Source organism: Streptomyces sp. NPDC039462, from assembly GCF_055639375.1.
On sequence record NZ_JBVKAO010000004.1, the window covers coordinates 64,732 to 86,041 of the forward strand.

Consider the following 21,310-nt stretch of genomic DNA (forward strand, 5'->3'; position numbering starts at 1 on the left):
TCCGGGTGGGTCGACGGGCGGGGTGGCGGTGGGGTGGCGCCGGGGTGGCGGGCTGCGGCGGGTGGACGGCGGCGGGTGGACGGGAGGTCGGCGGGTCGGCTGTGCGGGCCCTTGGACCGGGGGCGGAGGACTGTGGCGGGTGCGAGCGGCGCGCGCTGGGGCGCGCGGGCCGGTGGGCGCCGGGTTCCTGGGGGCCGGGTGTGGGGCGGTGGGTGCCGGGGTCAGACGAGGCGGACCGGCTTCTCGGGGCGGATGCCCAGGCGGGTGAGCCAGTCCCGCAGCGGGGACGGGTCGCCGTCCTCGACGAGGCTCAGGACGCGCGGCGTGAGGTCCGCCGCGCGCTCGCCGTCGACCAGCAGGGCGGGCCCGTCGAGCCAGTCGAGACCGGGGGTGGCACCCGCGGTGTCCACCGCCGCACAGCACACCATCGCCGTCACGTGGTCGGCGAGGAGCTCGCGGCCCGTGCGCGGCGGCTGGAGCGGGAAGAGCGGCAGCGCACCGTCGTCCCAGAGGGCCTCGTCCGGGCCCTGGCCGGTGGGGGCGGGGCGGGGCGGGGCCGCGGCCTCCTCGCGGGCGAGCTCGGCGGTGAGGCCCGCGGCGAGCATGCCGCCGATGCTGTGCTCGTCGGCCTCGTCGGTGTCGTCGTCCGCCGGGAAGAGGGATGCGGCGTGCTCCGGGGAGCCGGGGGCGAGGCGGTGCCGTGGGGTCTTCGACGCCGGGCCGACGCCCGCGGAATCGTCACTCTGCGTGCTGTCCGGGCCAGGCGTCGTCAGGTGTTCGAGGACGCGGCCGAGCGTCGGCCCGTCGGGGTCGGGGGCCGTCGGGTCGGCGGAGTGGCCGACGCCGAGGGAGTCCAGGACGCGGTGCAGCCGGGCGGCGTCCATGCGCCATTTCCGGTCGACGACCTCGTCCGGATACTCCTGCCACGCCACCGGCGCCCAGTCCGGCCCCGCCTCCGCGGGCCCGCCGTGGAAGAGCCGGGCGGCAAGCAGCGACGCCGCCTCGTCCACCGAACCGGGCTCCTCCAGAAGGTCGCAGGCGGGACGCTCGCCCAGGCGCGAGGCGAAGCCCTCCGCGAGGCGGTCCCTGCGGGACAGCTCGGTGAGCGCGGAGACCACGCCCGCGTCGAGCCGGGAGGGCCAGCGGCCCATGCGCCAGGCGGGCAGCGCGACCCGGGTGAGGAGGCGGTCCCAGCCCGCGTACGCGAGGCCGACCTGTTCCTGAGCGACGATCCGTACGCCATAGTCCACGGCTTGGGCGCGCTCGGCGGCGGCCGCGGCGACGCCGCGCTCCATCTCGGCGGCGTGCACGCGGCAGTGGCGCAGCAGGAGCCGGGCGATCCGGCCGATCCCGGCGAGCACCACACGCGAGACGGGGTCGCGGCCCGGGGCCGTGGCGACCGCGACCGCCGCGTCGAGCCCGCGCACGAAGCGGCGGGCGGCGGCTATGTCGGGGTGCGCCGAGGGTCCCGTCCCCGCCACGACGGGGGCGAGCACCGCGCGCAGCTCACCGACCCGCATCCACCACAGGAAGGGGGAGCCGATGACGAGCACGGGGGCGACGGACGACGGGCGCTGCGGGGTGCGCGGCTGCTCCCCGCGGCCCTGCGCGGGCGTGCCGCCGTGCGCGGGGTGGGTGCGGTCCTCCAGCCAGCTGTCGCAGTCCGGGGTGAGCGCTATCGCCGAGGGCGCGGGCACGTCCAGGCGGTCGGCGAGGTCCCGCACCAGGCGGTACAGGTCGGGGGCGGACTCCTCGGTGATCGGCACCGTCGGACTCAGGGCGGGCCTGGCCCGTGCGACGACCAGGCCGACGCCTGCCGCGACGAGCAGCGCGAGCACGGCCACGCAGGTCACGACCCAGCGGACGGCATCCCAACGCCCGCCGCCCGCATGGCCCATGGCCCCGGCCGCGAGCAGCACGACGGCGACGGCCGCGGGCAGCAGGGCGACGGCCAGTGCCCTGCTGCGCAGCCGCAGCACGGCGAGGGCCCGGGAGCGCGCGGCCTGCGCGCCCACCTCCACACCCGTACCTGACACGACCGATGGCACCCCCTGCCTGCCTATTGCTCGGCCGTCGGCCGGGGCCGACGGCACACATCAACGGCGTTCGTGTTGCTCACTCCCCCACTGTGGCACCCGCCACCGACATCGCAATGCCGGTGGTCTGTTTGGCTCTGGGCGCCTTGAACGCTTTCGCCGCACCCTAGTTGGGGTGCCCGCCATCGTCAGCCGGATGGGCCACCGGTCACTCGATGGAATGGCTTTGGCTAAAGCTGGCTGCCGAAAAGGCCCCGGATCCAGTGTCAGATCCGGGGCCTGGGGTCGGCGGGAGTGGCCGAAAGTCACGCGGGGGTGGCCGGGAGGAAGCGGGGTGTCCGGGAGGAAGCGGGGGTGTCCGGGGGGGGAGGGGGACGGGTTACGCCTCCGCGGCGGCCTTGGCCGCGATGTCCGTGCGGTGCTGGGAGCCGTCGAGGCGGATGCGGGACAGCGCGGCGTATGCGCGCTCCCGCGCCTCGGTGAGGTCGGCGCCCGTCGCCGTCACGGACAGCACGCGGCCGCCCGCGCTGACGACCGCGCCGCCGTCGTGCTTCGTCCCGGCGTGCAGGACGTACGCATCCGGGGCATCCTGTGCCGCGACCTCGTCCAGGCCCTCGATGGGGTCGCCCGTGCGCGGCATGCCGGGGTAGTTGTGCGAGGCGACGACCACGGTGACCGCGGCGTCGTCGCTCCAGCGCAGCGGGGGCAGGTCGGCGAGGTTGCCGGTCGCCGCGGCCATCAGGAGGCCGGCGAGCGGCGTCTTGAGGCGGGCGAGGACGACCTGCGTCTCGGGGTCGCCGAAGCGGGCGTTGAACTCGATGACGCGCACGCCGCGGCTCGTGATCGCCAGGCCCGCGTACAGCAGCCCCGAGAACGGGGTGCCGCGGCGCCGCAGCTCGTCCACGGTCGGCTGCAGCACGGTCTGCATGACCTCGTCGACCAGCTTCGGGTCGGCCCACGGGAGGGGCGAGTACGCGCCCATGCCGCCGGTGTTCGGGCCCTCGTCGCCGTCGAGTGCGCGCTTGAAGTCCTGGGCGGGCTGGAGCGGGACGACGGTCTCGCCGTCGGTGACCGCGAAGAGGGAGACCTCGGGGCCGTCCAGGAACTCCTCGATGACGACGCGGTCGCAGGCGAGGGCGTGCGCGCGGGCCGCCTCGACGTCGTCCGTGACGACGACGCCCTTGCCGGCGGCGAGTCCGTCGTCCTTGACGACGTACGGCGCTCCGAAAGCGGCGAGTGCCTCGTCGACCTCCGTCGGGGTCGTGCAGACGTACGACCGGGCGGTCGGCACGCTCGCGCCCGCCATCACGTCCTTGGCGAACGCCTTGGAGCCTTCCAGCAGGGCGGCTTCCTTGGACGGCCCGAAGCAGGGGATGCCCGCCGCGCGCACGGCGTCGGCGACGCCCGCGACGAGGGGGGCCTCCGGGCCGACGACGACGAGCGCCGCGTCCAGCTGCTGGGCGAGGGACGCCACGGCGGCGCCGTCGAGGGCGTCGACCCGGTGCAGCTCGGCCACGTCTGCGATGCCGGCGTTGCCGGGGGCGCAGTGCAGCTCGGAGACGGCGGGGTCGAGGGACAGAGAGCGGCACAGGGCGTGTTCGCGGGCACCACTGCCGATGACGAGGACCTTCACGTGGTCAGCCTAGCCCGGAGGGCTGGGCCGCTTTGTACGGGCCGCCCACCTTGGGCCTCGGGGGCTTTTGTAGGTTCCTCCAGCTCGCCGGTCCGTTCGGGCCTGTCCCGCCGCTCCGCGGCGGATGCTTCCCACCCACCCGCCCGTGCGCCCTGCACCGTCCGACGGAGGTAGGGGCCCCGGGGGGGAGCGGAAGGAAGCAGGTAGAAGCAGGGGAAGAATCCGCCGCGAAGCGGCGGGCTGGCTACTCCCGACCCCGGCGGGACGCCGCAGGCAGACCCCACGCGTCCCCCCACCCCAGAGGGACGTCGCGGGGCAGCCCCCGCCCACCCCTCCTCCGCTGTACGGCGCGGGGCAGCCCCCCCACCCCGCCCCTGCTCCCGCAGGACGGCGCAGAGCAGCCCCACCCACCCCGCCCCTACCCCCGCAGGACGTCGCGGGGCAAACGGGTGGGTGGGTGGGAAACATCCGCCGCGAAGCGGCGGACTCGGCGCTCCTACCCCAGCGGGGCGGCGCCGAGGGCGCTACTCGTTCGGGTACTCGTCGACCACCGTCGCGCCCAGTTCCCGCACAATCAGGTCGTGGCCCGACAGGGCCGACTCCACCAGGTCCGGGTCGTCGTCCTCGGGAATGTCGTCCTCGGGGGACACGTGTTCCGGCGCCGGAGCCGGGGCGGGGGCCGACGCGCGGGGAGGCGGGGCCGCCTCCGGGGCGGGCCGGGGCGGCGACTGGGGGGCGGCCGGTGCCGGAGCCGGTGACGGCTGCTGCGGCGGCGCGGCGGGGCGGGAGGCCATCGGGGCACCGCCACCGAAGTTACCGCCACCGAAGTTCCCCGCGGCGGGCGGCGGCGCGGAGCCACCGGACGGGTCGACGATCGCCTCGACCTTCCACTGCACGCCGAACTGCTCGGACAGCGCCTGCCGCAGCACGTCCTCGCTGCCGCTGCTCGCGAAGTTGTCCCGCGCGCCCGCGTTGACGAAGCCGATCTGGAGGGTCGTCCCGTCGAACCCGGCCACCTGCGCGTTCTGGCTGAGCAGGATCCAGGTGAAGCGGCGGCGGTTCTTCACCGCTTCCAGGATGTTCGGCCACAGGGTCCGCGGGTCGGGCCCGCCCGCGGGGGGAGCGGCGGCCGCCATGGGGGCGGGTGCCTGGGCGGACGGAGCCGTGGGCGCGGAGGACTTGGGGGCCGGGGCCTGCGGGGCAGGAGCCGCCGGGGCGCTGCTCCCCGCGGAGGCCGCCGTCGGCCAGCCGCCCGGGCGGGGGGCGGCCCCCTGCGGTGCGGGGGCGGCGGCTGCCGGGCCGCTGCCGGGTGCCGAGGCCGTCGGCCAGCCACCGGGGCGCCGCTCGGCCGCCGGAGCAGCGGGAGCGGCAGCAGGAGCCGGAGCCTGCGGAGCGGGCGCCTGCGCCGCCTCAGGAGCCTGCTGGGCCGGCGCGGACTGGGCGAGGGCCTGCGGCCCGCCGTCCGGCGCCTGCCCACCCCCTCCAGCACCAGCACCACCCTGCGGCGCCGCCGCCCCGGCCCCCCGCACCGCCGCACGCGCGGCCGCCGGACCACCCCCCGGCGGAACGGGCGGCCCGGGCGGGACGGGCGCAGGTCCGCCCACGGGCATGGCGACCCCGGGCTGCTGCACGCCCGCGTGGGCCTCGGGCCCGGGAACGTAACCCATCGCGGGGCCGGGGCCCTGGCCACCGGCGACGAAGTTCCCGCCGCGCTCCAGGCGCTCGAGGCGGGCCATCATCGAGCGCTCGTCGTCATAGGCGGCGGGGAGCAGCACGCGGGCGCAAATGAGCTCCAGCTGGAGCCGCGGCGAGGTGGCGCCGCGCATCTCCGTGAGGCCTTCGTTGACGATGTCGGCGGCGCGGCTGAGCTCGGCGCCGCCGAAGACGCCGGCCTGTGCCTGCATGCGCTCGACGACGTCGGCCGGTGCGTCGATCAGCCCCTTCTCTGCGGCGTCCGGCACGGCGGCGAGGATCACGAGGTCGCGCAGCCGCTCCAGGAGATCGGCGACGAAGCGCCGCGGGTCGTTGCCGCTCTCGATGACGCGGTCGACGACCTCGAAGGCCGCCGCCCCGTCCCCGGAGGCGAAGGCCTCGACGACGGAGTCGAGCAGCGAGCCGTCCGTGTAGCCGAGGAGGGAGGTGGCCATGGCGTATGTCACACCGTCGTCGGCGGCGCTGGCGAGGAGCTGGTCCATGACGGACATGGAGTCACGCACGGAGCCGGCGCCGGCCCGCACGACCAGCGGGAAGACACCGTCCTCGACGGCCATCTCCTCGCGCCCGCAGACCTCGGCGAGGTAGTCCCGGAGGGTGCCGGGGGGCACGAGCCGGAACGGGTAGTGGTGGGTGCGCGAGCGGATCGTGCCGATGACCTTCTCGGGCTCGGTCGTCGCGAAGATGAACTTGAGGTGCTCCGGGGGCTCCTCGACCACCTTCAGCAGGGCGTTGAAACCCGCTGAGGTGACCATGTGGGCCTCGTCGATGATGTAGATCTTGTACCGGCTGGATGCGGGGCCGAAGAAGGCCTTTTCGCGCAGGTCACGCGCATCGTCCACGCCACCGTGCGACGCGGCGTCGATCTCGATGACGTCGATCGATCCCGGGCCGTTCCTCGCCAGGTCGCGGCAGGACTGGCACTCGCCGCAGGGCGTGGGAGTGGGACCTTGCTCACAGTTCAGACAGCGGGCCAGGATGCGCGCGCTCGTCGTCTTGCCGCAGCCGCGCGGGCCACTGAACAGGTACGCGTGATTGACCCGGTTGTTCCGCAGCGCCTGCTGCAGCGGGTCTGTCACATGCTCCTGCCCGATGACCTCGGCGAAAGACTCCGGGCGATAACGGCGGTACAACGCGAGAGACGACACGCATACGAGGTTATAGGCGACCACTGACAACCCGGACCGCCCCAACGCAAAGCGCCCCTCACGCACCCGCCAGAGCCGACCTACCCTTGCTGCCTTCCGGCCCTGGGGGAGTTCAGTCAGATAGCGCCACGTGAGGGGCTGACGCCCACCCTAGCGGATCCGGGCCCGCGGAGGCGACGCCGGGACCCACCCTCCCGACCTCGGGAAGCCGCCGAGTGGATCGTGTTCGCGAGCACTCCCCAACGTCTTGTATTGTTTGCGGCGGAGGATTCGCCTAGTGGCCTAGGGCGCACGCTTGGAAAGCGTGTTGGGGGCAACCCCTCACGAGTTCGAATCTCGTATCCTCCGCACCCGCCCGCAAGGGCAGACGAAGGCCCCGACCGGTTCGCCGGTCGGGGCCTTCGTCGTTCTTCGGGCTCACCGCGTCACCTGCCGCCCGCCTGCCAGAGCGTGACCGCCAGGGCCGTGCAGGAGGTGATGGCCGCCAGGGAGGGCAGCGGCCAGCGGGCGCGTTCCAGGGTGTCCAGGCGGTCCTCGTGGTCCGAGAGGGTCTTGTCGGTCTGGTCGGCCCGTTGCAGGAGGAGGGCCAGGTCGCCCCGGGTGGTGGCGAAACCCACGTCTACGGAGCGGCGCAGTCTCTCCAACTCCAGGGGGATGATGCTGACGCTTCCCGTGTCAGTTCCGGGCATCGTGCGGCCCCTTCCTCCGGAGCCACGGAGGCAGCAGCGCCTCCACCGCCGGGAGGGCCATCAGCCGGCTCAGTGCCGTGGCGAAGGCCACCAGGCCCGCGATCGCCGGGATGTCGGTGATGGCCGGGTCCGCCGCGAGGAGCGGAAGCGCGGCGAGGAGGGTGAAGAGTGTCTGCACGGCGGTGCGCAGGCCTCTGCGTGTGGTGTCGCTCATGGGCGTCCTCCCAGGACTCGGTGGACTCGGTGGACTCGGTGGTCAGGAGCGCGGGACGCGCAGCCGGTCCCAGCTGGTCCGGCCGGGGATGCCGTCCGCGTCCCGGCCCCGGTAGCCGAGCTTGTGCTGCCAGGCGGCGTACGAGGCACGGTCGGCCTCGCTCCAGACCGGGCCCGGGCCGACGGCGTACCGTCCGCAGCCCTCCTTGACCAGTCGGCGCCCGACCGCCGTGCACAGCGCGCTGTGCCGCCCGATCGTGAAGAACGCGGCACCGGGGAACGGTGCGTACGCGGTGTCGTCGTCACCCGGCGCTTCGGAGCCGAGGCGCGTGGCCACCCGGCCGCGCATCACCGGCATCGAGAACGTCGGGTCGATCTTCCGGCGCGTCCACTCCTTGTGGCCGATGACGCTCGCGCCCGACCAGCCGTGCGCCCGGCACAGGGCCGCGGACAGGCGCTCCACCGTGTCGAGCTGGGCGGCCGGGAAGGGGTCGCGGCCGTTGCCGAGGTTCTCGATCTCGAAGCCGTAGAAGCGGGCGTTGCCGTCCACGGCGTCGGGGCCCGGCCTGGACGGCGGCACCTTTGACCTGCGTACCGCGTCAAGCACCGCGGTCGAACCGTGGCCGGCGTGGTTGGTGCGGCCGTAGCCGACCAGGTGGAGCGTGCCGTCCTTGGTGATCAGGCCGATGCAGAGCGGGCCCGGCAGGGCGGACATGCCCGTGCGGCAGAGCGCGAGGCTGTCGGTGCCCGCGGTGTGGTGCAGCATGACGCCGTGGACCGGGCCCCAGGCGCCCTTGTGGTTGCGGTTGTGCGTCCTCCAGTTGCCGTGTTCTCTCATGCGGACGCCCTCGCCGCGCAGGGCGCGGACGAGGGCGTCGGGGGTCAGAGGTGTGGCCATGGGCCCTCCCCGGTACGTCAGTTCATGGGCGTGATCGTGAGGAAGCGGTTGGTGAGGCTCGTCGAGGTGGCGGTGGTGCGGAAGGCGCCCGTGACGGTGTGGGCGGCGCCCGCGGTGAGGCCGGAGACCGGGTACTGGATGCTCGCCGAGACCTGGTTCGTGCCGCCGACGGTGGCCGCGCGGGAGTCGGCGGCGGCGGATACGACCCGCGTGCCCTGCTTCACGGAGGCCGAGAAGTAGGTGAGGCCGGCCGCGCTGTTGTTGAACCGGGCGCCGACCGTGATGAGCGCGATGCCGGACGGCGGGGCGATGAACGAGACGGCCAGCGGGTCCGTGGCGCCGGTGAGCGTCTCGACGTACGCGGCCGAATTCGTCGTACCGGTCAGCGTGCTGAACCAGTGCACCGGGCCGGGGACGAGCGGCGCCCACTGCTTGGCGGCGGTGAAGTGGTAGTAGCGGCCGGGGTTGTTGAGCCAGGCGACCATGCCGGGGATCGGGTCGGTGACCTTCGCGTCGCGGGCCGCGGCGTCGGCGAACCGCAGCACGGTGCGGCCGTCGACGGCCTCGGCGAGGGACTGCAGGTGGACGGGGATGTCGGCATTGTCGGTGGGCTGCGGGTAGGGCAGGCTGCCGAGCGGGGTGAGAGCGACCATGGGTTCGGGTTCCTCCTGGCAACGAGGGGCTGATCGGCGGGGTGGGTCAGCCGTCTAGGGGCGGCGGCAGCGTCTCGCTCGGGTCCATGCCCTCGTCGTCCGCCGCCACGAGGGGGTCGTCGATCTGGACGGGGCCGGGCGGGGGCACGTACGCGTCGGTGGCGTCCGTCAGGCCGTCATAGGAGGCGGCCACATCGCCGACCGGGGTCTCGGACTCGTTCATCCCGTCGCTCCCGGGGTCGTGAGCAGCGTCCGGTAGCTGATCGCCGCCGCGGTGAGCGGGGCGAGCGTCGCGTACTGGGCGGTGAGCCGCTGGTACGTCCGCTGCTTGCCGTAAGCGGGGTCGACCGGGCCGTCGGGGGTGAGGCCGTCGTCGGCGGGGACGCCGTTGTAGGCGGTGCCGCGCAGGGTGAGGGTCTGCTGCGGCGCGCTGCCGGCGGCGTGTGTGGTGCGGATGCCCACCACCCAGGCGAACGTGTCCAGTTCGGCGCCCGCGGAGTCGACCACGCGGACCACGTCGCCGAGCTGGATGCGCGGGTCGTGCAGGACCTCGACCTCGCCGAGGAGCGGCACGGGGTAACGCCCCGCGGTGAGCATGGCGTTCGAGAGCGCGGAGGCGGACGTGGAGGTCTGCACCCACTCGGTGGCGGGGGCCGTGTACTGCTGCTTGCCGTAGTGCTGCTGGCTGGTGGTGTTCCACCGGGCGTACGAGCGCTGCTTGGGGTCGGCCGAGCGTTTGATCGGGACGATGCGCACAGAGGGCTTGCCGTCCTTGGTCGCCGTCCACACGCTGGTCGTACCGCGGTTGGAGAACCGTACGAAGTACGTCGGGCCCTCCCGCCAGCAGCTCACCGACACCTTGCCCTTGACCGCGGTGCCGCCGGTCTTCGCGGTGCCGAAGCGCACCCGGTGGCCGTCGTTGACGACGCTGTCGTCCGTGATCACGAGCGGGCCGATGTCGTTCTCGTCCTCGGCCATGGCGTACTGCACGACGACGGCGGTGTTCGGTTTGATCTCGCGCACCACCGTGTCGTCCACCGCCTCCCCCGCCCGGGCGCTGATGCCGTTCCAGTCCTGGTAGGGCTGCTCGCAGTGGTTGCGGCAGGCGTCGATCTCCTCGGTGACGGTGAGCGAGGCGATGTCCCTGCGCGTGGTGACGGTGAGGTCGGGGGCGGCCGGCACCTTGGTGAAACGCGAGGGGCCGCGCCAGCGGAAGATGCCCTGTTCGTCGAATTCGGCGGTGGACATGCTGGCCCGCGCGATCTCGGTGATCACGTCCCACTGGGAGCCGGACACCTTGGGGATGTCGTAGAGCGGCAGTTCGGGGAGGTCGAGGACGGCGCCCTTCGTCCACCAGCCGGGCGGCTCCCACGCCGTGCCCGTGAAGCTGTCGACGTCGGGCAGGAACCGGTCGGTGACTTGGAGGCACTCCACGGCCATGTCGGTGGTCAGGTCGATCCGGTTCAGCTCCGAGATCGGCTGGAACGCGGCTTCGTTGGTGAAGGTGTACTTGCCGCCCACGCGGAGCGCACCGTCGGGGGCGGTGAGGCGTGGCTGCACGGTCGGGGCGACGGTCGTCCCCGTCGACCTGGTGTCCACCAGGAAGCCGAGGTGCCAGATGCCGCGCAGGGAGCCCAGTTTGTCGATGCCCCAGGTGACCTTGGCCGAGCCGACGTCCTTGGTGCCCGCTTCGATGCCGACGACACCGGTGGAGATGTCGAAGGAGCCCTTGATGAAGCCGGTCTTGGTGCCGCTCTGGTCGAAGACCGTCGAGATCTCGACCAGATTGCCGCGCGTGAGCGCCGTGTTGACCCAGCACTCCACCAGGAACACCTTGCCCGGCATGACGAACCGCGAGCGCGGCATCCAGGAGGCGGTGAGCCCGGCGGCCTTCGGCATCAGGGCGATCTCGTGGGGCGCGCCCTCCTGGATCCAGTCGTACGTGGTGGGGCTCGGCAGGACCTCCGGCTGGCCGTACGTCGAGTTGAAACCGCCGTGCAGCGAGGCGTAGAGCACGGTGAACGGGTTCTCGTCCGCCGTGTCGTCCTTGTCGACGAGCGGGGCACGCGGCGGCGGGCAGGTGTGGATACCGCCCTGGCGGAGGAGCTCGTCGACGCACCAGGTGGCGGTGGCGACCGGCCGGCCGTAGTAGTAGCCGTGGTACGGGCGTGGCAGGGAGGCGGGGCCGCGCAGCCGCTCGGCGCCGTCCAGGGCCTGCACGGTGACGGTGTCGCTGCCGGAGGCGGCGGTGCGTGAGCGGACGGTGCCGCGGAAGGCGGGCAGGGTGCGGCTGCCCGCGCCCGCCGTGTGGACGACGGACTGCCCGGGCCGTACGACGTCGCCCGTCCCGCGGTCGGCCCAGGCGGAGTAGAGGCGCGGGGCGGGGATGTTCTCCGTGCCGCCGAGGAGCAGTTCCAGCTGGGCGGAGGCGCTGCCGGAGAAGGCGCGCATCGCCTCGGGCAGGTCGGTGGCGTAGGCCCGCTCGACCTTCCACGACTGGACCTGGCGGCCGAGCTCCTTGCCGCCGAGGCGGGTGGAGTGGGCGGGGACCCGCTCGGGGGAGGAAAGGGCGTTGTCGAGTGCCTCGTCAGAGGGCTGCACGGCGCACCTCCACGAGATCGATACTGATGTTGCGGTACGGCAGCGGGCGCGCCGGGACGTCGCTGTACGCGGTGACGGTCATGGCCGGGCAGCCGTCGCCGAGGGCGTGTGCGACGGGGGTGTCGCCGAGGGTGAGGCAGGCGCCCGCGAGTCCGAACAGGCCGATGGCGCCGGGCCGTCCGACGGGCGTGGCGAAGGCGGCGCCCGTGGGGGCGGTGGCGGTGAGGGTGGTGCCGTTGGTGTGGCTGGTGCTGAGGTATGTGCCGTCCGCGGCCTTCCAGTCCAGCTGGGCGGTCGCGGTGGCCGGGTCCCAGCCGGCCGGCAGCAGCCAGGAGGCCTGCATGCCCGGCACGACCGGCCACCCCACCCATGTGCCGTGCACCCAGCCGACGGCGGCTGCCGGGTCCTGGCAGTCGGCGGTGGTGACGGCGTCGGCGTTGCGGGTGAGCGCGATGTCGCCGTTCATGGTGAACCAGTGGTCCCAGCCGCCGGAGACGTCCGACTGCCCGGCCGCCTGGTAGGGGTCGAGGAGGTTGACGGAGGCCGGGTCGAGCACGACGAGCGGGCCGCGGCCGGTGCCGACGCGGCGGGCGAGCCGGGCGAGGTGCTGGGCGTCGGCGGGTTCCAGCGCGTCGAAGGAGAGCTTGATGCGGCGGACGGTGCGGGTGGGCGCGAAGGTGGTGACGCGCCCTTCGAGCGCCTTGAACTCGGTGACGTTGAGCTCGGCGGTGCGCTCCCAGCTCTTCGCCGCCTGGTGGATCTCGCGGAGCCGGCCGGGGGCTCCGATCCACAGGTTCCTGGCCATGGAGTCCTCCTGTTCTGTCGTGGGTCGCGGGATGGGAGGCGGCGGCTAGCGGCGGGCGAGGGCGCGCTGTCCGGCGAAGACGGCGCGGGCGATGGTCTGCGAGTCCACGTCGACGTGCACGGGCCGCTCCGCGAGCCGCTCCATGGCCTCGGCGAGGCGGCGCAGGGCGGCGCCGTTGCCGCCGCCGCGGGCGAGCATGCGTTCCAGCTTGGAGAGCGGGATGACGGCCTCGGACTCGCCGGCCTCGCCGATGAGGGCGAGGGTGCCGCCGTTGCGGGCCTGGACGACGCCACCCTGGGCGAGGTGCGGGACGGGCACGTGGAGGCGCGGGAAGCCGAAGGACTTGCCGCCCCACTTGGGCACCCAGCCGGGGATGGAGATCTTGATCCCGGCGAGGACGCCGAACACGCCGTTCAGAGCGGTGGCCAGCCCCTTGATGGGGGTCAGGATCAGATTGCCGAGCCCCTTGACCAGCGGCTTGATGAAGTCGACGGCGGAACGGGTGCCGGACTTGATGCCCCGCCACGCGGCGTCCATGCCGCGCTTGAGGGCGGCGGTGACCTTGTCCATGTTCACGAACTGGGCGATCAGCGGGGCGGCGAGCGTCATGATCAGCCCGAAGGGGCTGGCCGCCATGGCGAGGTTGAGCCCCTTCTGCGCGGTGCTCGCTCCCTTGAGGCCCTTGCCGAGGCCGTTCATGGACTTTCCGCCCTTGTCGGCGTTCTTGCCGGCCTTGCCGACGGACTTCTCCACGGCGTCGGCCTGGCGTTTCACGTCACGCAGGGCGTTCTTGGTGCGGTCGGCCGAGCCGCGCAGCTTGTCGAGGGAGCTCTTGAACTTGTCGGACCCTTTTCGGGCCTTGGAGAGGGAGCTGTCGGCGTTACGGAGACCGGTGTTCAGTTTCCGTACGGCACTGTCGCCGTTGTTGGCGGACGTACGGAGCCTGCCGATGGCGGTGGAGGCGGTGCCCGTCGACTTGCCGAGCTTGCCGACCGCGGTGGAAGCGGTGCCGCTCGCCTTTCCCAGCTTGGCGACCGGATTGTCGGCGGAGCCGGTCGACTTTCCCAACTTGCCGATCTGGGTGGCGGCTTGGCTCGCGGCGCCGCGCATGCGGCCGAGTTGGGCGGCCGCGGTTCCTATGGATTGGTTCAATGCCATGGGGGTCTACTCCTCGGGGTCTCTACTCCTCGTGTGCCGGGTCAGAAGCGGGCATTGAGCCGGTCGATCTCGTCCTCGAGGGCCTGGACCGTGGCTCTGGTCTGGTGGGCCTCGCGGCGCAGGGCGCTGACCTGAGTGCTCCGCAGCCCTTCGAGCCGGCTGTCCTGCCGGTCCGCGGTCTGCCGGAGGTCGGAGAGGTCGGCCTTGCGGGCGATCTTTCGGTTCAGTTCAGTGGAGAGGTCGGTGATGCGCCGGTCGGTCCGACTGCCGAGGCCGGTCAGGTCCGACTTGATACGGGTGATATCGGACTGGGCGGCGTCGAGATCCAGCCGGAGCTTCTCCGGATCCCTTCGCGCATTTTTGTCCTGCCTCTTCTCCCACTCCGCCTTGATATCCAGCTCGGCGCTCCAGAGTTTTACGCCGGTACTGAATCCGGTGAACTCGGCCGAGGCTCCGGTGGCCGCAGCGGTGGCACCGACGAAGTCCGCCTTGGCGCCGCCGTATTCCATCTTGGTCTTGAAGGACTGGACCGACTCCTCGAGACCCTGGACTGAGCCCTCAAGATCTGTAACTCTGTCTTTCATTGGCTTGCCCTCGCTGCCACTCACGGCTCTCATCTCCTTGGAAGGTTCAGTCATGTCTGGGAAAACCGGTACTCAATTTTCCGGTCGCGGAATGTTCGAGTTCGACGTCCCCAAGCACCTGGTCGGGGGAAAATTCGTTATCGAGGCACGATGCAGGATGTTCGGCCCCGGTTTTGCCCTGCACGGCGAGATCCGTGAGGACGACGTCACGAAGCACGAGCACATAGGCTTCGTGCACTGGGGTGCCCCCATTCACCTGATGATCCCCGGGAAGTACGAAAAGCTGGTCGTCAAGGGCGCATCGAGTGATCGAAAAACCGGCCACTGGAGCCTGGAATGCAATAGCTTCTCGGAACTCCCTGAGCTGTCATGGGAGAACTCGGCCGGCGCATCGCGCATGTTCCTCATACGCGAGGGAGCGAGGCGGGCGGATGTGGAATTCGCGGGCGCAGGCGCTGTATGGCACTTCGATCTCGAAGGCGGCAAGGAGCAGGAGATCGTCAGCAACACCGGCAGCTTCCGCGGCACCATCACGATCCCCGGGCCGGGCGTGGTCGCGGTCACCCAACCCTTCGGCGGCTGGGGCCCGATGCAGAAGTGGAAACTCACCCTTCGCCGTCGCTGACCCCGTCGGCTCCTCGTCAGGAGAAGAAGGCGGCCAACTGCTCCGCCGACGGCATGGCGGGTTCGGAGTCAGGGGTCCGCTCCCCGGCGCGGCCCTCCGGGGGACGAGGCGCGCCCGGGCGCGGCAGTGGCTTCGGCGGGTCCAGAGGGTCCGCGTCCTCGTCGCGGTTGACCGTGGCGAACATCCAGTTCGCGTCCGCCAGTTGGTCCACGACATGGGCGAGGAGATAGTCGCCGACCGACCACTCCGCCGCCTCGCCCTCCGTCTCCCGGGCCACCGCCCCGTCCCGTGGGAGGTGGCGGATCAGGACCGCGAGGCGGCGGGAGGAGAGGCTGCCGCGGTGCCAGTCCAGGAGGTCGAGGCCGTAGAAGCGGAGGAGGTCGGCCTCCAGAGCCTCGGCGTGTTCGTCGACGAACACGCCGAGGCTCAGCCTTCCCCCAGGCCGAGCCCGGTCTCCTTGCCGTACGCCTCCAGGATCGCCGCGATGTCCTGCATGGTGACCTCGTGCCGCTCGAAGCGGACGTACTGCTCCTCCCCCAGGAGGAGTTCGAGCAGGCCGTCCACGTCGTTGTCGTCGAGGTCGCGGAGCTTGCGCGCGGTGGCGCGGGTCAGTTCGGTCGGCAGCTCGAAGCTGTCGGAGTCGAGCTCGAAGGTCCAGGCCCGGCCGAGCGCTTCGAGGCGCTGGGCGCGGGCGGCGTTGACGTTGAAGCCGGACACGGGTGTCTCCTTCGGCAGGGCGACGCCCGGCCGTGCTGGGGGCACGGGCCGGGCGTCGCTCGGATCCTAGACGGTCGCGCGCAAGCGCAACCGGCGATTTCGCGCAATCAATCAGGTGGGCAGCAGGGCGGGTCGCCCTTGCCGGTCACGCGTACCGGCTTACGAGTACGACGTGGCCAGTTCCTTGATGCGGAAGCTCGCCAGCGGGGCGTTGTCGTCCTTGGCGAGCGCCGTGAAGGTGACGCCCAGCTTCACCGCACCGGTGCGGGTCAGACCGATCTCCTCGGTCTCGGTGACCTGACCGCGCGGCACCACGAAGCGGTACTTCGACGCGCCGTCCGTGAACTCGATGCCGAGCGCCCGCTCGTCCGGCGCCGGGGTGTTGGCGAGGTCGTACGTGAACTCCTTGAACTCGTCCCCGGCCAGTGCGTCGAGCGTCGCGGGCGGGGTGGTCGCCGCCTTCACCTCGCCGCCGCCCATGAAGAAGGCGAGGTTCGCCTTGTTCAGCTGCAGCAGCTGGAACTTCACGGTGAGGTCGCGGTCGGAGTAGATGAACCGCGCCGGGCTCACGGACTGCCAGGTGTCGACCGGGTCGATCTTGTCCTTCTTGTTGAACTTGATGCCGTCGGTCGTGGTGTAACCGAGGTCGGTCCACTTCGCCTTGTCCCAGTCGGTGGCGATGGTGGCCGGCGCGTCGGTGCCGACGGGCGCGATCAGGACGCGTCCGGTACCGGCGACGCGGATTTCCTTGCCGTTGTTGCCTGCCATGCGTACTCCTCAGAACTCTGAACGGATACGACGAAGGCCCCGCCGGGGTCGGCAGGGCCTGTGGTGCGCGGGCGGACGGGGGTTGCTCACTCGGGGCGGATCGAGACCCGTACCGTCGACAGATAGCGGCTGCCCGCCGGGCGGTTGTAGTCGGGCAGCCAGCGCGGCCCGTCCGCCTCGGCGACGTCGGTGACGACGGCCCCGCCGTACGAAGTGCCGGCCAGTTCGAGCACACAGGCACGGGCGGCGAGGGAGATGCCGTGCGCGGTGGACTTGTCCGGGCCGTACACCTCGAAGTCGAGCAGCGGCTGGTCGAGATGCCGGTCGTCGACCCACGCGCCGCCGACGCGGGAGACGAGGACGGCCTTCTGGGTGCCGTCGAAACCGGCGGGCGGCTTGTTGTCGACGACCGAACCGGCGAGCTCCGCACGGTTCTTGAGGAAGTCGACGACGAGCCGTTCCGCGTCGGGAAAGGTCAGGATGGACACATGGACACTCCCTGTCATCAGAAGGGATCCCTGTCATCCGGAGGGATGAGTGCGGGCAACACAAAGCGGCAGGTCCGCCGCCCCGGTGTGGGGCGCAGCTCTGCCGCTGCTTCAAGTGTGATCCAGGGCCTCGTATCCCGCAACTGAGGTCGCGGCGGGGTGGGTTGAGGCTGGTGGGAGTACGCGGAGAGGGCCCCGCACCACCCGGTGCGGGGCCCTCTTCACTGCGTCTCCGTAGGACTACGTCTGCGGCCGCGTCGCCCGCGCTCCCCGGACGGAGCGCTCGGCGGCGAACACGTCCTCCAGGCGGTACATCGCCCGCCGCCCCTGCCGGCCCGCGGCCTTCAGATGGCCGAGCTGCACCCACTTGCGGATGGTGGCGGGCGAGACGTCGGCCTCGGTGGCGGCGAGGTCTCCCGAGATCAGCGGCGTGTTCATGCCTTCTCCTCCCCGTCCGGGCCGTCCAGTTCGCCCAGCTCATCCAGTACGTGTCGGCACGGCGGATTCACGCACATCGCGACCCCGCGTTCGGGCAAGGCGCGCAGCGACACGGAGTCGCAGGCGGGACAGCGGCCGGGCAGCCGGACCAGCTGTTCGGGGTCGCCGAGGGCGCGGGCGCAGCGACGGGCCATGCGGCGCGTCTCCTCCTCGACGTGGGCCGCCAGCTCGGGGATGTCCCGTACGGCATCGAGGAGTTCGGCGAGCCGGCGCAGGCGGACCGGCACCGGGGCCGCCGTGATGCGGCGCAGGCCGAGCCGGTCCCGTACGGCCTCCTCCAGTTCGACCACGCCGTCGCCGATGTCGCGGAGGGCGTCGGAGACGTAGAGGCGGACCGGCGCGACGGCGGACGCGGCCGGGCCGCCGCCCCGCACCTCGCGGAACGTCCGTCCCGTGCCGGGCGCCAGCTCCTCCAGGAGCAGGGGGTACCGGCGGCGCAGGGAGTCGATCCAGAGGGCCGCGCGTTCGGCGGCGGTGCTCGTGGTGCTCATCACGGCCTCCCCGCGGCGGACTTGCGCGGCTTGACCTCGCGGCCGTTGCGCCAGAGGCGCCCGCCGCTGACCCCGTCGAACCAGGTGTGCGAGGGATCGACGATGGCCTCGCACTCGCGCCGGATCGGACACTGATTGCAGGCGCGCAATACCGGTGCCGCCTCGGCGGGGCTGCGGGTGAAGACGTACTGCTGTGGGAGATCCACGCAGGCGGCGTTTCGGCGCCAGTCGAGAGCTTCGTCCGAACGTTCCCGGGTGTCTCGTGTGTCAGGAAACGCGCTGTTCAGAGCAGGTGCGAGGAGAACAGTCCGATGAGACATGCGCAGCCCCTCCGCGGGTATGCGAACATAAGTTCGAGTCGTGGATGCGTGATCAGAGTTCCACGCTGCGTGCGCATGCGCAACTAAAAACGGAGGGGTGTGGGACAGGAGAGGAAGTCGGAGATGGCTGAAAACGCGTACGCCTGCGCGGGATCTTCACAACAACGTGCGAGCGCGCACATATTTCGGTGCGCGCGCGATCGGTACGCTCGCCCTGCGACGAGGGGAGAGCGACGACATGGTGTCCAGCTCACGGGCCAGCGCCCGCAGCGACCAGGTGTACCGATCCGGACCCGGACCCAGACCCGGTTCCGGCCACGGCCACGGCCCGGGCCAAGGCCGGGAGAGCGGCAGAGAGAGTGGCCGGAACCGGGCGGACGAACTGGACGAGTTCGCCGAGTGGATCGAGGGCGTGATGCGCGAGCGCGGTTACGACATCGACAGCCCGCGCGGCGGCGGCAAGTCGAAGCTGGCGGACGACGCCGGCGTGCACCGGGCCGCGGTCAGCCGCCTCATCCAGCGGCAGAGCATGCCCGACCTGGAGACGATGCGACGCCTGGCGACGGTGCTCGGAGTCCCCTTGCGGGACATGCTGATCCGCTCCGGCCGACTCTCCGAGAACGACCTGCCGATCGCGGGCGTCCGGGGCGGTGACACCGACGCCCCCCGACTGCTCAGCCCCGAGGAAGCGGCCCGGAAGATGGGGATTCCTCCGGAGTTGCAGGCGGTCTTCGTGAGAGTCACGAAGGCGTTTCTGCCGCAGGTCGAGTAGTCGAACAGCAGGGGGCCGACTTACGCAGCCCGGGCGCAGAGGGAGTGCGAACATGCCGACTGACGAAGCGGAGGGGCCGTCCGGCGGCGCACGTCGTCGCGGAGCGGGACACCACGGCACCGGGCACCACGGTGCGGGACACCACGGAGCGGGACACCACGACGTCGTGAGGGAGACGACCGCGGCGGAGGAGGTGGCCTACCTCGTCGGCGGGCTGCTGATCGAACTCGGTTCGAAGATCCAGGAGGCCGGGATCGACGGCGTACGGATCCTCACCGAGGAGGAGGCGCAGCAGACCCAGTTGCGCTGGTTCCGCGAGGGCTGGGCGGAACACGCCCGCGCGACGGAGCACGCACGGGCGGCCGACGCGGAGCACGGGGGCCGGACCGGGGCCTGGGCCGGGGCCGGAGCCGGGGGCGGACCTGGCTCCAGGGACGGAGAGGCGGCCGGCCACGACGACGCCGATACCCGCGCCGACACCGATACGTGCGCCGACACGGACCCCAGCGCCGGCACCGGTACTTGCACCGGCACCCATGTCCGCCCCGCCGCCGACACCCACGCCTGCCCCGACAGCCATGCCTGCCCCGACACCCACACCGCTGCCGACACTCACGCCGACGCCGACGCCCACACCGACGCCGCTATCCACCCCACTACCCACCCCACCGCCGACACGAGGCCGTCTCCCGACTCCTCCGCCCGGCTCCTCCACTTCCCCGCGGGCCCCCGAGGCACCCACCCCCTCCCCATCGTGGGGACGGACGAGGCCCGCGGCACGCGGGACCTGATGGCGCACCGGCCGCGCAGGCGCCGCGACGACGCACCGAGGCGCCCGCGATCCGGGCCGGGCCCCGGCCCCGGTCCCGGTCCCGACCCCGACCCCGACGACCAAGACTGAACACTCGTACAACCTCCGTGCCCCCACGAAGGTCTTCTGTGCGCCGAAGCGCCCCGCTCAAGGGCCGCCAGGCAGAGGCGCCCGAATCGCGGGCGTCCCGATTTCCGCGCAGGAGAACCCGCATGCCCAAGATGTTCCGTACGGTCCTGGCCGGTGCCGCCACGGCCGCCCTGACCGGATCCCTCCTCGCCGCCACGGCGGCCACGGCCGGTGCCGCGCCCGCCGACGGCCCGGACGAGGTACGCGCCGACTTCAACGGCGACGGCTACGGCGACCTCGCGATCTCCGCGCCCCTCGGCACCGTCTCGGGCAAGTCCGGCGCCGGTTACGTGGCCGTCGTCTACGGCACCGCGAGCGGCCTCGACACCACCAAGCGCACCCTCATCAGCCAGGCCACCGCGGGCATACCCGGCACTCCGGAGAGCAGCGACTACTTCGGTGACCGGATGACCACCGGTGACCTCGACGCCGACGGCTACACGGACCTGGTCGTCGGCGTGCACGGCGAGCAGCTCGGCAGCACCGGCGACTCCGGCGCGCTCACCGTGGTCTGGGGCGGATCGGGCGGCCTCAAGACGGCGACCGACATCACCTCGCCGCTGCCCGAGAACCGCAACGAGCTGGGCTGGGCCGTGGCGGCCGGCGACTTCGACGGCGACGGCAAGACCGACCTCGCCGCCGCCAACAACGCCTCTCCGGGGCTGAACATCTTCAAGGGCCCCCTCTCGCGGGACGGCAAGGCCGCGGCCCTCACCGGCATCGACACGTACGACGCGACCGGCATCAACACCGACAAGCTCGTCGCCGGTGACGTCAACGGCGACGCGGCCACCGACCTGCTGGTCATGGGCCAGGAGGAGAACGGCGACGGGTACCGCACCCGCAGCGTCCTCTACAAGGGCGGTACGACGCTGAAGCCGGCCGGCAAGGTCGCGGGCGGCTACGCAGCGACGGTCGCCGACGTGAACAAGGACGGTTACGGCGACATCGTCACCGGAAACTTCATGGAGAAGTCGGCCGACGAGCCGAACGGCGGCCCCGGCGGCGCGGTCACGGTGACGTACGGCAGCGCGACCGGCCTCAGCACCCGTACCCCGGTCCGCATCACCCAGGACACGGCGGGCGTGCCCGGCGCCGCGGAGAAGGGCGACGCGTTCGGCTGGAGCCTGTCCGCGGGCGACACCAACGGCGACGGCTACGCGGACATCGCGGTCGGCGCGTACTCCGAGACGCTGGGCAGCGCGAAGAAGGCCGGTTCGGTCGTCGTCCTGCGCGGCTCCGCGAGCGGCCTGACCGGCACGGGCGCGAAGGCGTTCTCGCAGAGCACGGAGGGTGTGCCCGGCACCGCGGAGTCCCAGGACTTCTTCGGGTCCTCGGTGCGCCTGACGGACGCCGACGGCAACGGCCGCGCCGAGCTCGTGGCGGGCGCGTACGGCGAGAACGACGGCGCCGGTTCCGTCTGGCTCTTCAAGACCACCGCGTCCGGCACCACCGCGACCGGCTCGAAGTCGGTCAGCGGCACGGGACTCGGCGGCCCGGCGGGCCTTTCGTACTTCGGAGACGTACTCGCGGGCTGACAGCAGCCCGCCACACCCCCGC

General features: G+C 72.3%; 23 protein-coding genes, 1 tRNA gene and 1 other RNA gene. 5 read left to right on the forward strand and 20 right to left on the reverse strand.

Translation table 11 applies throughout. The features are described from left to right. Positions 1-221 precede the first annotated feature (221 nt). From ACZ7LU_RS22615 to ffs, 4 genes are all read right to left on the reverse strand, one after another. Complete coding sequence (locus ACZ7LU_RS22615; RefSeq protein ID WP_471917821.1) at positions 222-2,036, reverse strand: M48 family metalloprotease; 1,815 nt, start codon at positions 2,034-2,036, stop codon at positions 222-224. A gap of 379 nt (positions 2,037-2,415) precedes the next feature. Continuing rightward, entirely contained in the window at positions 2,416-3,669 is a 1,254-nt protein-coding gene (gene purD, locus ACZ7LU_RS22620) for a phosphoribosylamine--glycine ligase (RefSeq protein ID WP_471917822.1), read from the reverse strand. Between the two features lie 524 nt (positions 3,670-4,193). Next, positions 4,194-6,530: a DNA polymerase III subunit gamma and tau gene (locus tag ACZ7LU_RS22625; RefSeq protein WP_471917823.1), complete on the reverse strand. Its 2,337-nt coding sequence runs from the start codon at positions 6,528-6,530 to the stop codon at positions 4,194-4,196. 44 nt (positions 6,531-6,574) lie between these two features. After that, positions 6,575-6,673: signal recognition particle sRNA small type (gene ffs / locus ACZ7LU_RS22630), an RNA gene on the reverse strand. A gap of 120 nt (positions 6,674-6,793) precedes the next feature. Here ffs and ACZ7LU_RS22635 point away from each other — a divergent pair. Beyond that, positions 6,794-6,878, forward strand: a tRNA-Ser gene (locus ACZ7LU_RS22635). A gap of 77 nt (positions 6,879-6,955) precedes the next feature. Here ACZ7LU_RS22635 and ACZ7LU_RS22640 read toward each other — a convergent pair. From ACZ7LU_RS22640 to ACZ7LU_RS22680, 9 genes are read right to left on the reverse strand one after another with little or no spacing between them, the layout of a single operon-like run. Continuing rightward, positions 6,956-7,219, reverse strand: coding sequence for a hypothetical protein (locus ACZ7LU_RS22640; RefSeq protein ID WP_398301580.1), 264 nt, complete (start codon positions 7,217-7,219; stop codon positions 6,956-6,958). Then, positions 7,206-7,433, reverse strand: coding sequence for a hypothetical protein (locus ACZ7LU_RS22645; RefSeq protein ID WP_470973233.1), 228 nt, complete (start codon positions 7,431-7,433; stop codon positions 7,206-7,208). Before ACZ7LU_RS22645 ends, ACZ7LU_RS22640 begins: the two co-directional genes overlap by 14 nt. A gap of 42 nt (positions 7,434-7,475) precedes the next feature. Then, positions 7,476-8,330, reverse strand: coding sequence for a peptidoglycan-binding protein (locus ACZ7LU_RS22650; protein ID WP_468715175.1), 855 nt, complete (start codon positions 8,328-8,330; stop codon positions 7,476-7,478). A 17-nt stretch (positions 8,331-8,347) separates the two neighbouring features. Continuing rightward, on the reverse strand, positions 8,348-8,983 hold the full coding sequence (locus ACZ7LU_RS22655; RefSeq protein ID WP_468715174.1) for a hypothetical protein: 636 nt from the start codon (positions 8,981-8,983) through the stop codon (positions 8,348-8,350). Positions 8,984-9,029: 46 nt separating this feature from the next. Beyond that, a complete protein-coding gene (locus tag ACZ7LU_RS22660) occupies positions 9,030-9,206 on the reverse strand; it encodes a hypothetical protein (protein WP_398301587.1) in 177 nt (58 codons plus the stop codon). Beyond that, entirely contained in the window at positions 9,203-11,584 is a 2,382-nt protein-coding gene (locus tag ACZ7LU_RS22665; protein WP_471917824.1) for a hypothetical protein, read from the reverse strand. Before ACZ7LU_RS22665 ends, ACZ7LU_RS22660 begins: the two co-directional genes overlap by 4 nt. Beyond that, on the reverse strand, positions 11,571-12,389 hold the full coding sequence (locus tag ACZ7LU_RS22670; protein WP_471917825.1) for a hypothetical protein: 819 nt from the start codon (positions 12,387-12,389) through the stop codon (positions 11,571-11,573). Before ACZ7LU_RS22670 ends, ACZ7LU_RS22665 begins: the two co-directional genes overlap by 14 nt. Positions 12,390-12,434: 45 nt before the next feature. Further along, on the reverse strand, positions 12,435-13,547 hold the full coding sequence (locus ACZ7LU_RS22675) for a hypothetical protein (RefSeq protein WP_398301593.1): 1,113 nt from the start codon (positions 13,545-13,547) through the stop codon (positions 12,435-12,437). A 41-nt stretch (positions 13,548-13,588) separates the two neighbouring features. Then, positions 13,589-14,155 carry a hypothetical protein gene (locus ACZ7LU_RS22680; protein ID WP_468561846.1) on the reverse strand — a complete coding sequence of 189 codons (567 nt, stop codon included), beginning with the start codon at positions 14,153-14,155 and terminating at the stop codon, positions 13,589-13,591. A gap of 67 nt (positions 14,156-14,222) precedes the next feature. Here ACZ7LU_RS22680 and ACZ7LU_RS22685 point away from each other — a divergent pair, with 67 nt between their 5' ends. Next, the gene (locus tag ACZ7LU_RS22685) at positions 14,223-14,756 is read left to right on the forward strand and encodes a hypothetical protein (RefSeq protein WP_471917826.1); all 534 of its coding nucleotides are present in this window, start codon (positions 14,223-14,225) and stop codon (positions 14,754-14,756) included. Between the two features lie 16 nt (positions 14,757-14,772). Here the strand turns inward: ACZ7LU_RS22685 and ACZ7LU_RS22690 are convergent, their stop codons facing one another. From ACZ7LU_RS22690 to ACZ7LU_RS22720, 7 genes are all read right to left on the reverse strand, one after another. Beyond that, positions 14,773-15,174, reverse strand: coding sequence for a hypothetical protein (locus ACZ7LU_RS22690; protein WP_468561850.1), 402 nt, complete (start codon positions 15,172-15,174; stop codon positions 14,773-14,775). 8 nt (positions 15,175-15,182) lie between these two features. Beyond that, a complete protein-coding gene (locus ACZ7LU_RS22695) occupies positions 15,183-15,473 on the reverse strand; it encodes a hypothetical protein (RefSeq protein ID WP_471917827.1) in 291 nt (96 codons plus the stop codon). A 159-nt stretch (positions 15,474-15,632) separates the two neighbouring features. Next, positions 15,633-16,241: a phage tail tube protein gene (locus tag ACZ7LU_RS22700; protein WP_398301603.1), complete on the reverse strand. Its 609-nt coding sequence runs from the start codon at positions 16,239-16,241 to the stop codon at positions 15,633-15,635. Between the two features lie 86 nt (positions 16,242-16,327). Continuing rightward, positions 16,328-16,729, reverse strand: a complete 402-nt coding sequence (locus ACZ7LU_RS22705) for a hypothetical protein (protein WP_471917828.1) — start codon at positions 16,727-16,729, stop codon at positions 16,328-16,330. Positions 16,730-16,969: 240 nt separating this feature from the next. After that, positions 16,970-17,167 carry a helix-turn-helix domain-containing protein gene (locus tag ACZ7LU_RS22710; RefSeq protein ID WP_471917829.1) on the reverse strand — a complete coding sequence of 66 codons (198 nt, stop codon included), beginning with the start codon at positions 17,165-17,167 and terminating at the stop codon, positions 16,970-16,972. Next, the gene (locus ACZ7LU_RS22715) at positions 17,164-17,718 is read right to left on the reverse strand and encodes a hypothetical protein (RefSeq protein WP_471917830.1); all 555 of its coding nucleotides are present in this window, start codon (positions 17,716-17,718) and stop codon (positions 17,164-17,166) included. Before ACZ7LU_RS22715 ends, ACZ7LU_RS22710 begins: the two co-directional genes overlap by 4 nt. Next, positions 17,718-17,924 (reverse strand): hypothetical protein, encoded by a 207-nt coding sequence (locus tag ACZ7LU_RS22720; protein WP_398301611.1) that lies wholly within the window; start codon positions 17,922-17,924, stop codon positions 17,718-17,720. The genes ACZ7LU_RS22715 and ACZ7LU_RS22720 overlap by 1 nt, the downstream gene beginning before the upstream one ends. 529 nt (positions 17,925-18,453) lie before the next feature. Between ACZ7LU_RS22720 and ACZ7LU_RS22725 the strand changes: the two genes are divergently transcribed. The 3 genes from ACZ7LU_RS22725 to ACZ7LU_RS22735 all read left to right on the forward strand — a co-directional run bounded on the left by ACZ7LU_RS22725 (position 18,454) and on the right by ACZ7LU_RS22735 (position 21,288). Further along, positions 18,454-18,810, forward strand: coding sequence for a helix-turn-helix domain-containing protein (locus tag ACZ7LU_RS22725; RefSeq protein WP_468302169.1), 357 nt, complete (start codon positions 18,454-18,456; stop codon positions 18,808-18,810). Between the two features lie 52 nt (positions 18,811-18,862). Continuing rightward, complete coding sequence (locus ACZ7LU_RS22730) at positions 18,863-19,711, forward strand: hypothetical protein (RefSeq protein WP_471917831.1); 849 nt, start codon at positions 18,863-18,865, stop codon at positions 19,709-19,711. 122 nt (positions 19,712-19,833) lie between these two features. Beyond that, positions 19,834-21,288, forward strand: coding sequence for an FG-GAP-like repeat-containing protein (locus ACZ7LU_RS22735; protein ID WP_471917832.1), 1,455 nt, complete (start codon positions 19,834-19,836; stop codon positions 21,286-21,288). Positions 21,289-21,310 lie beyond the last annotated feature (22 nt).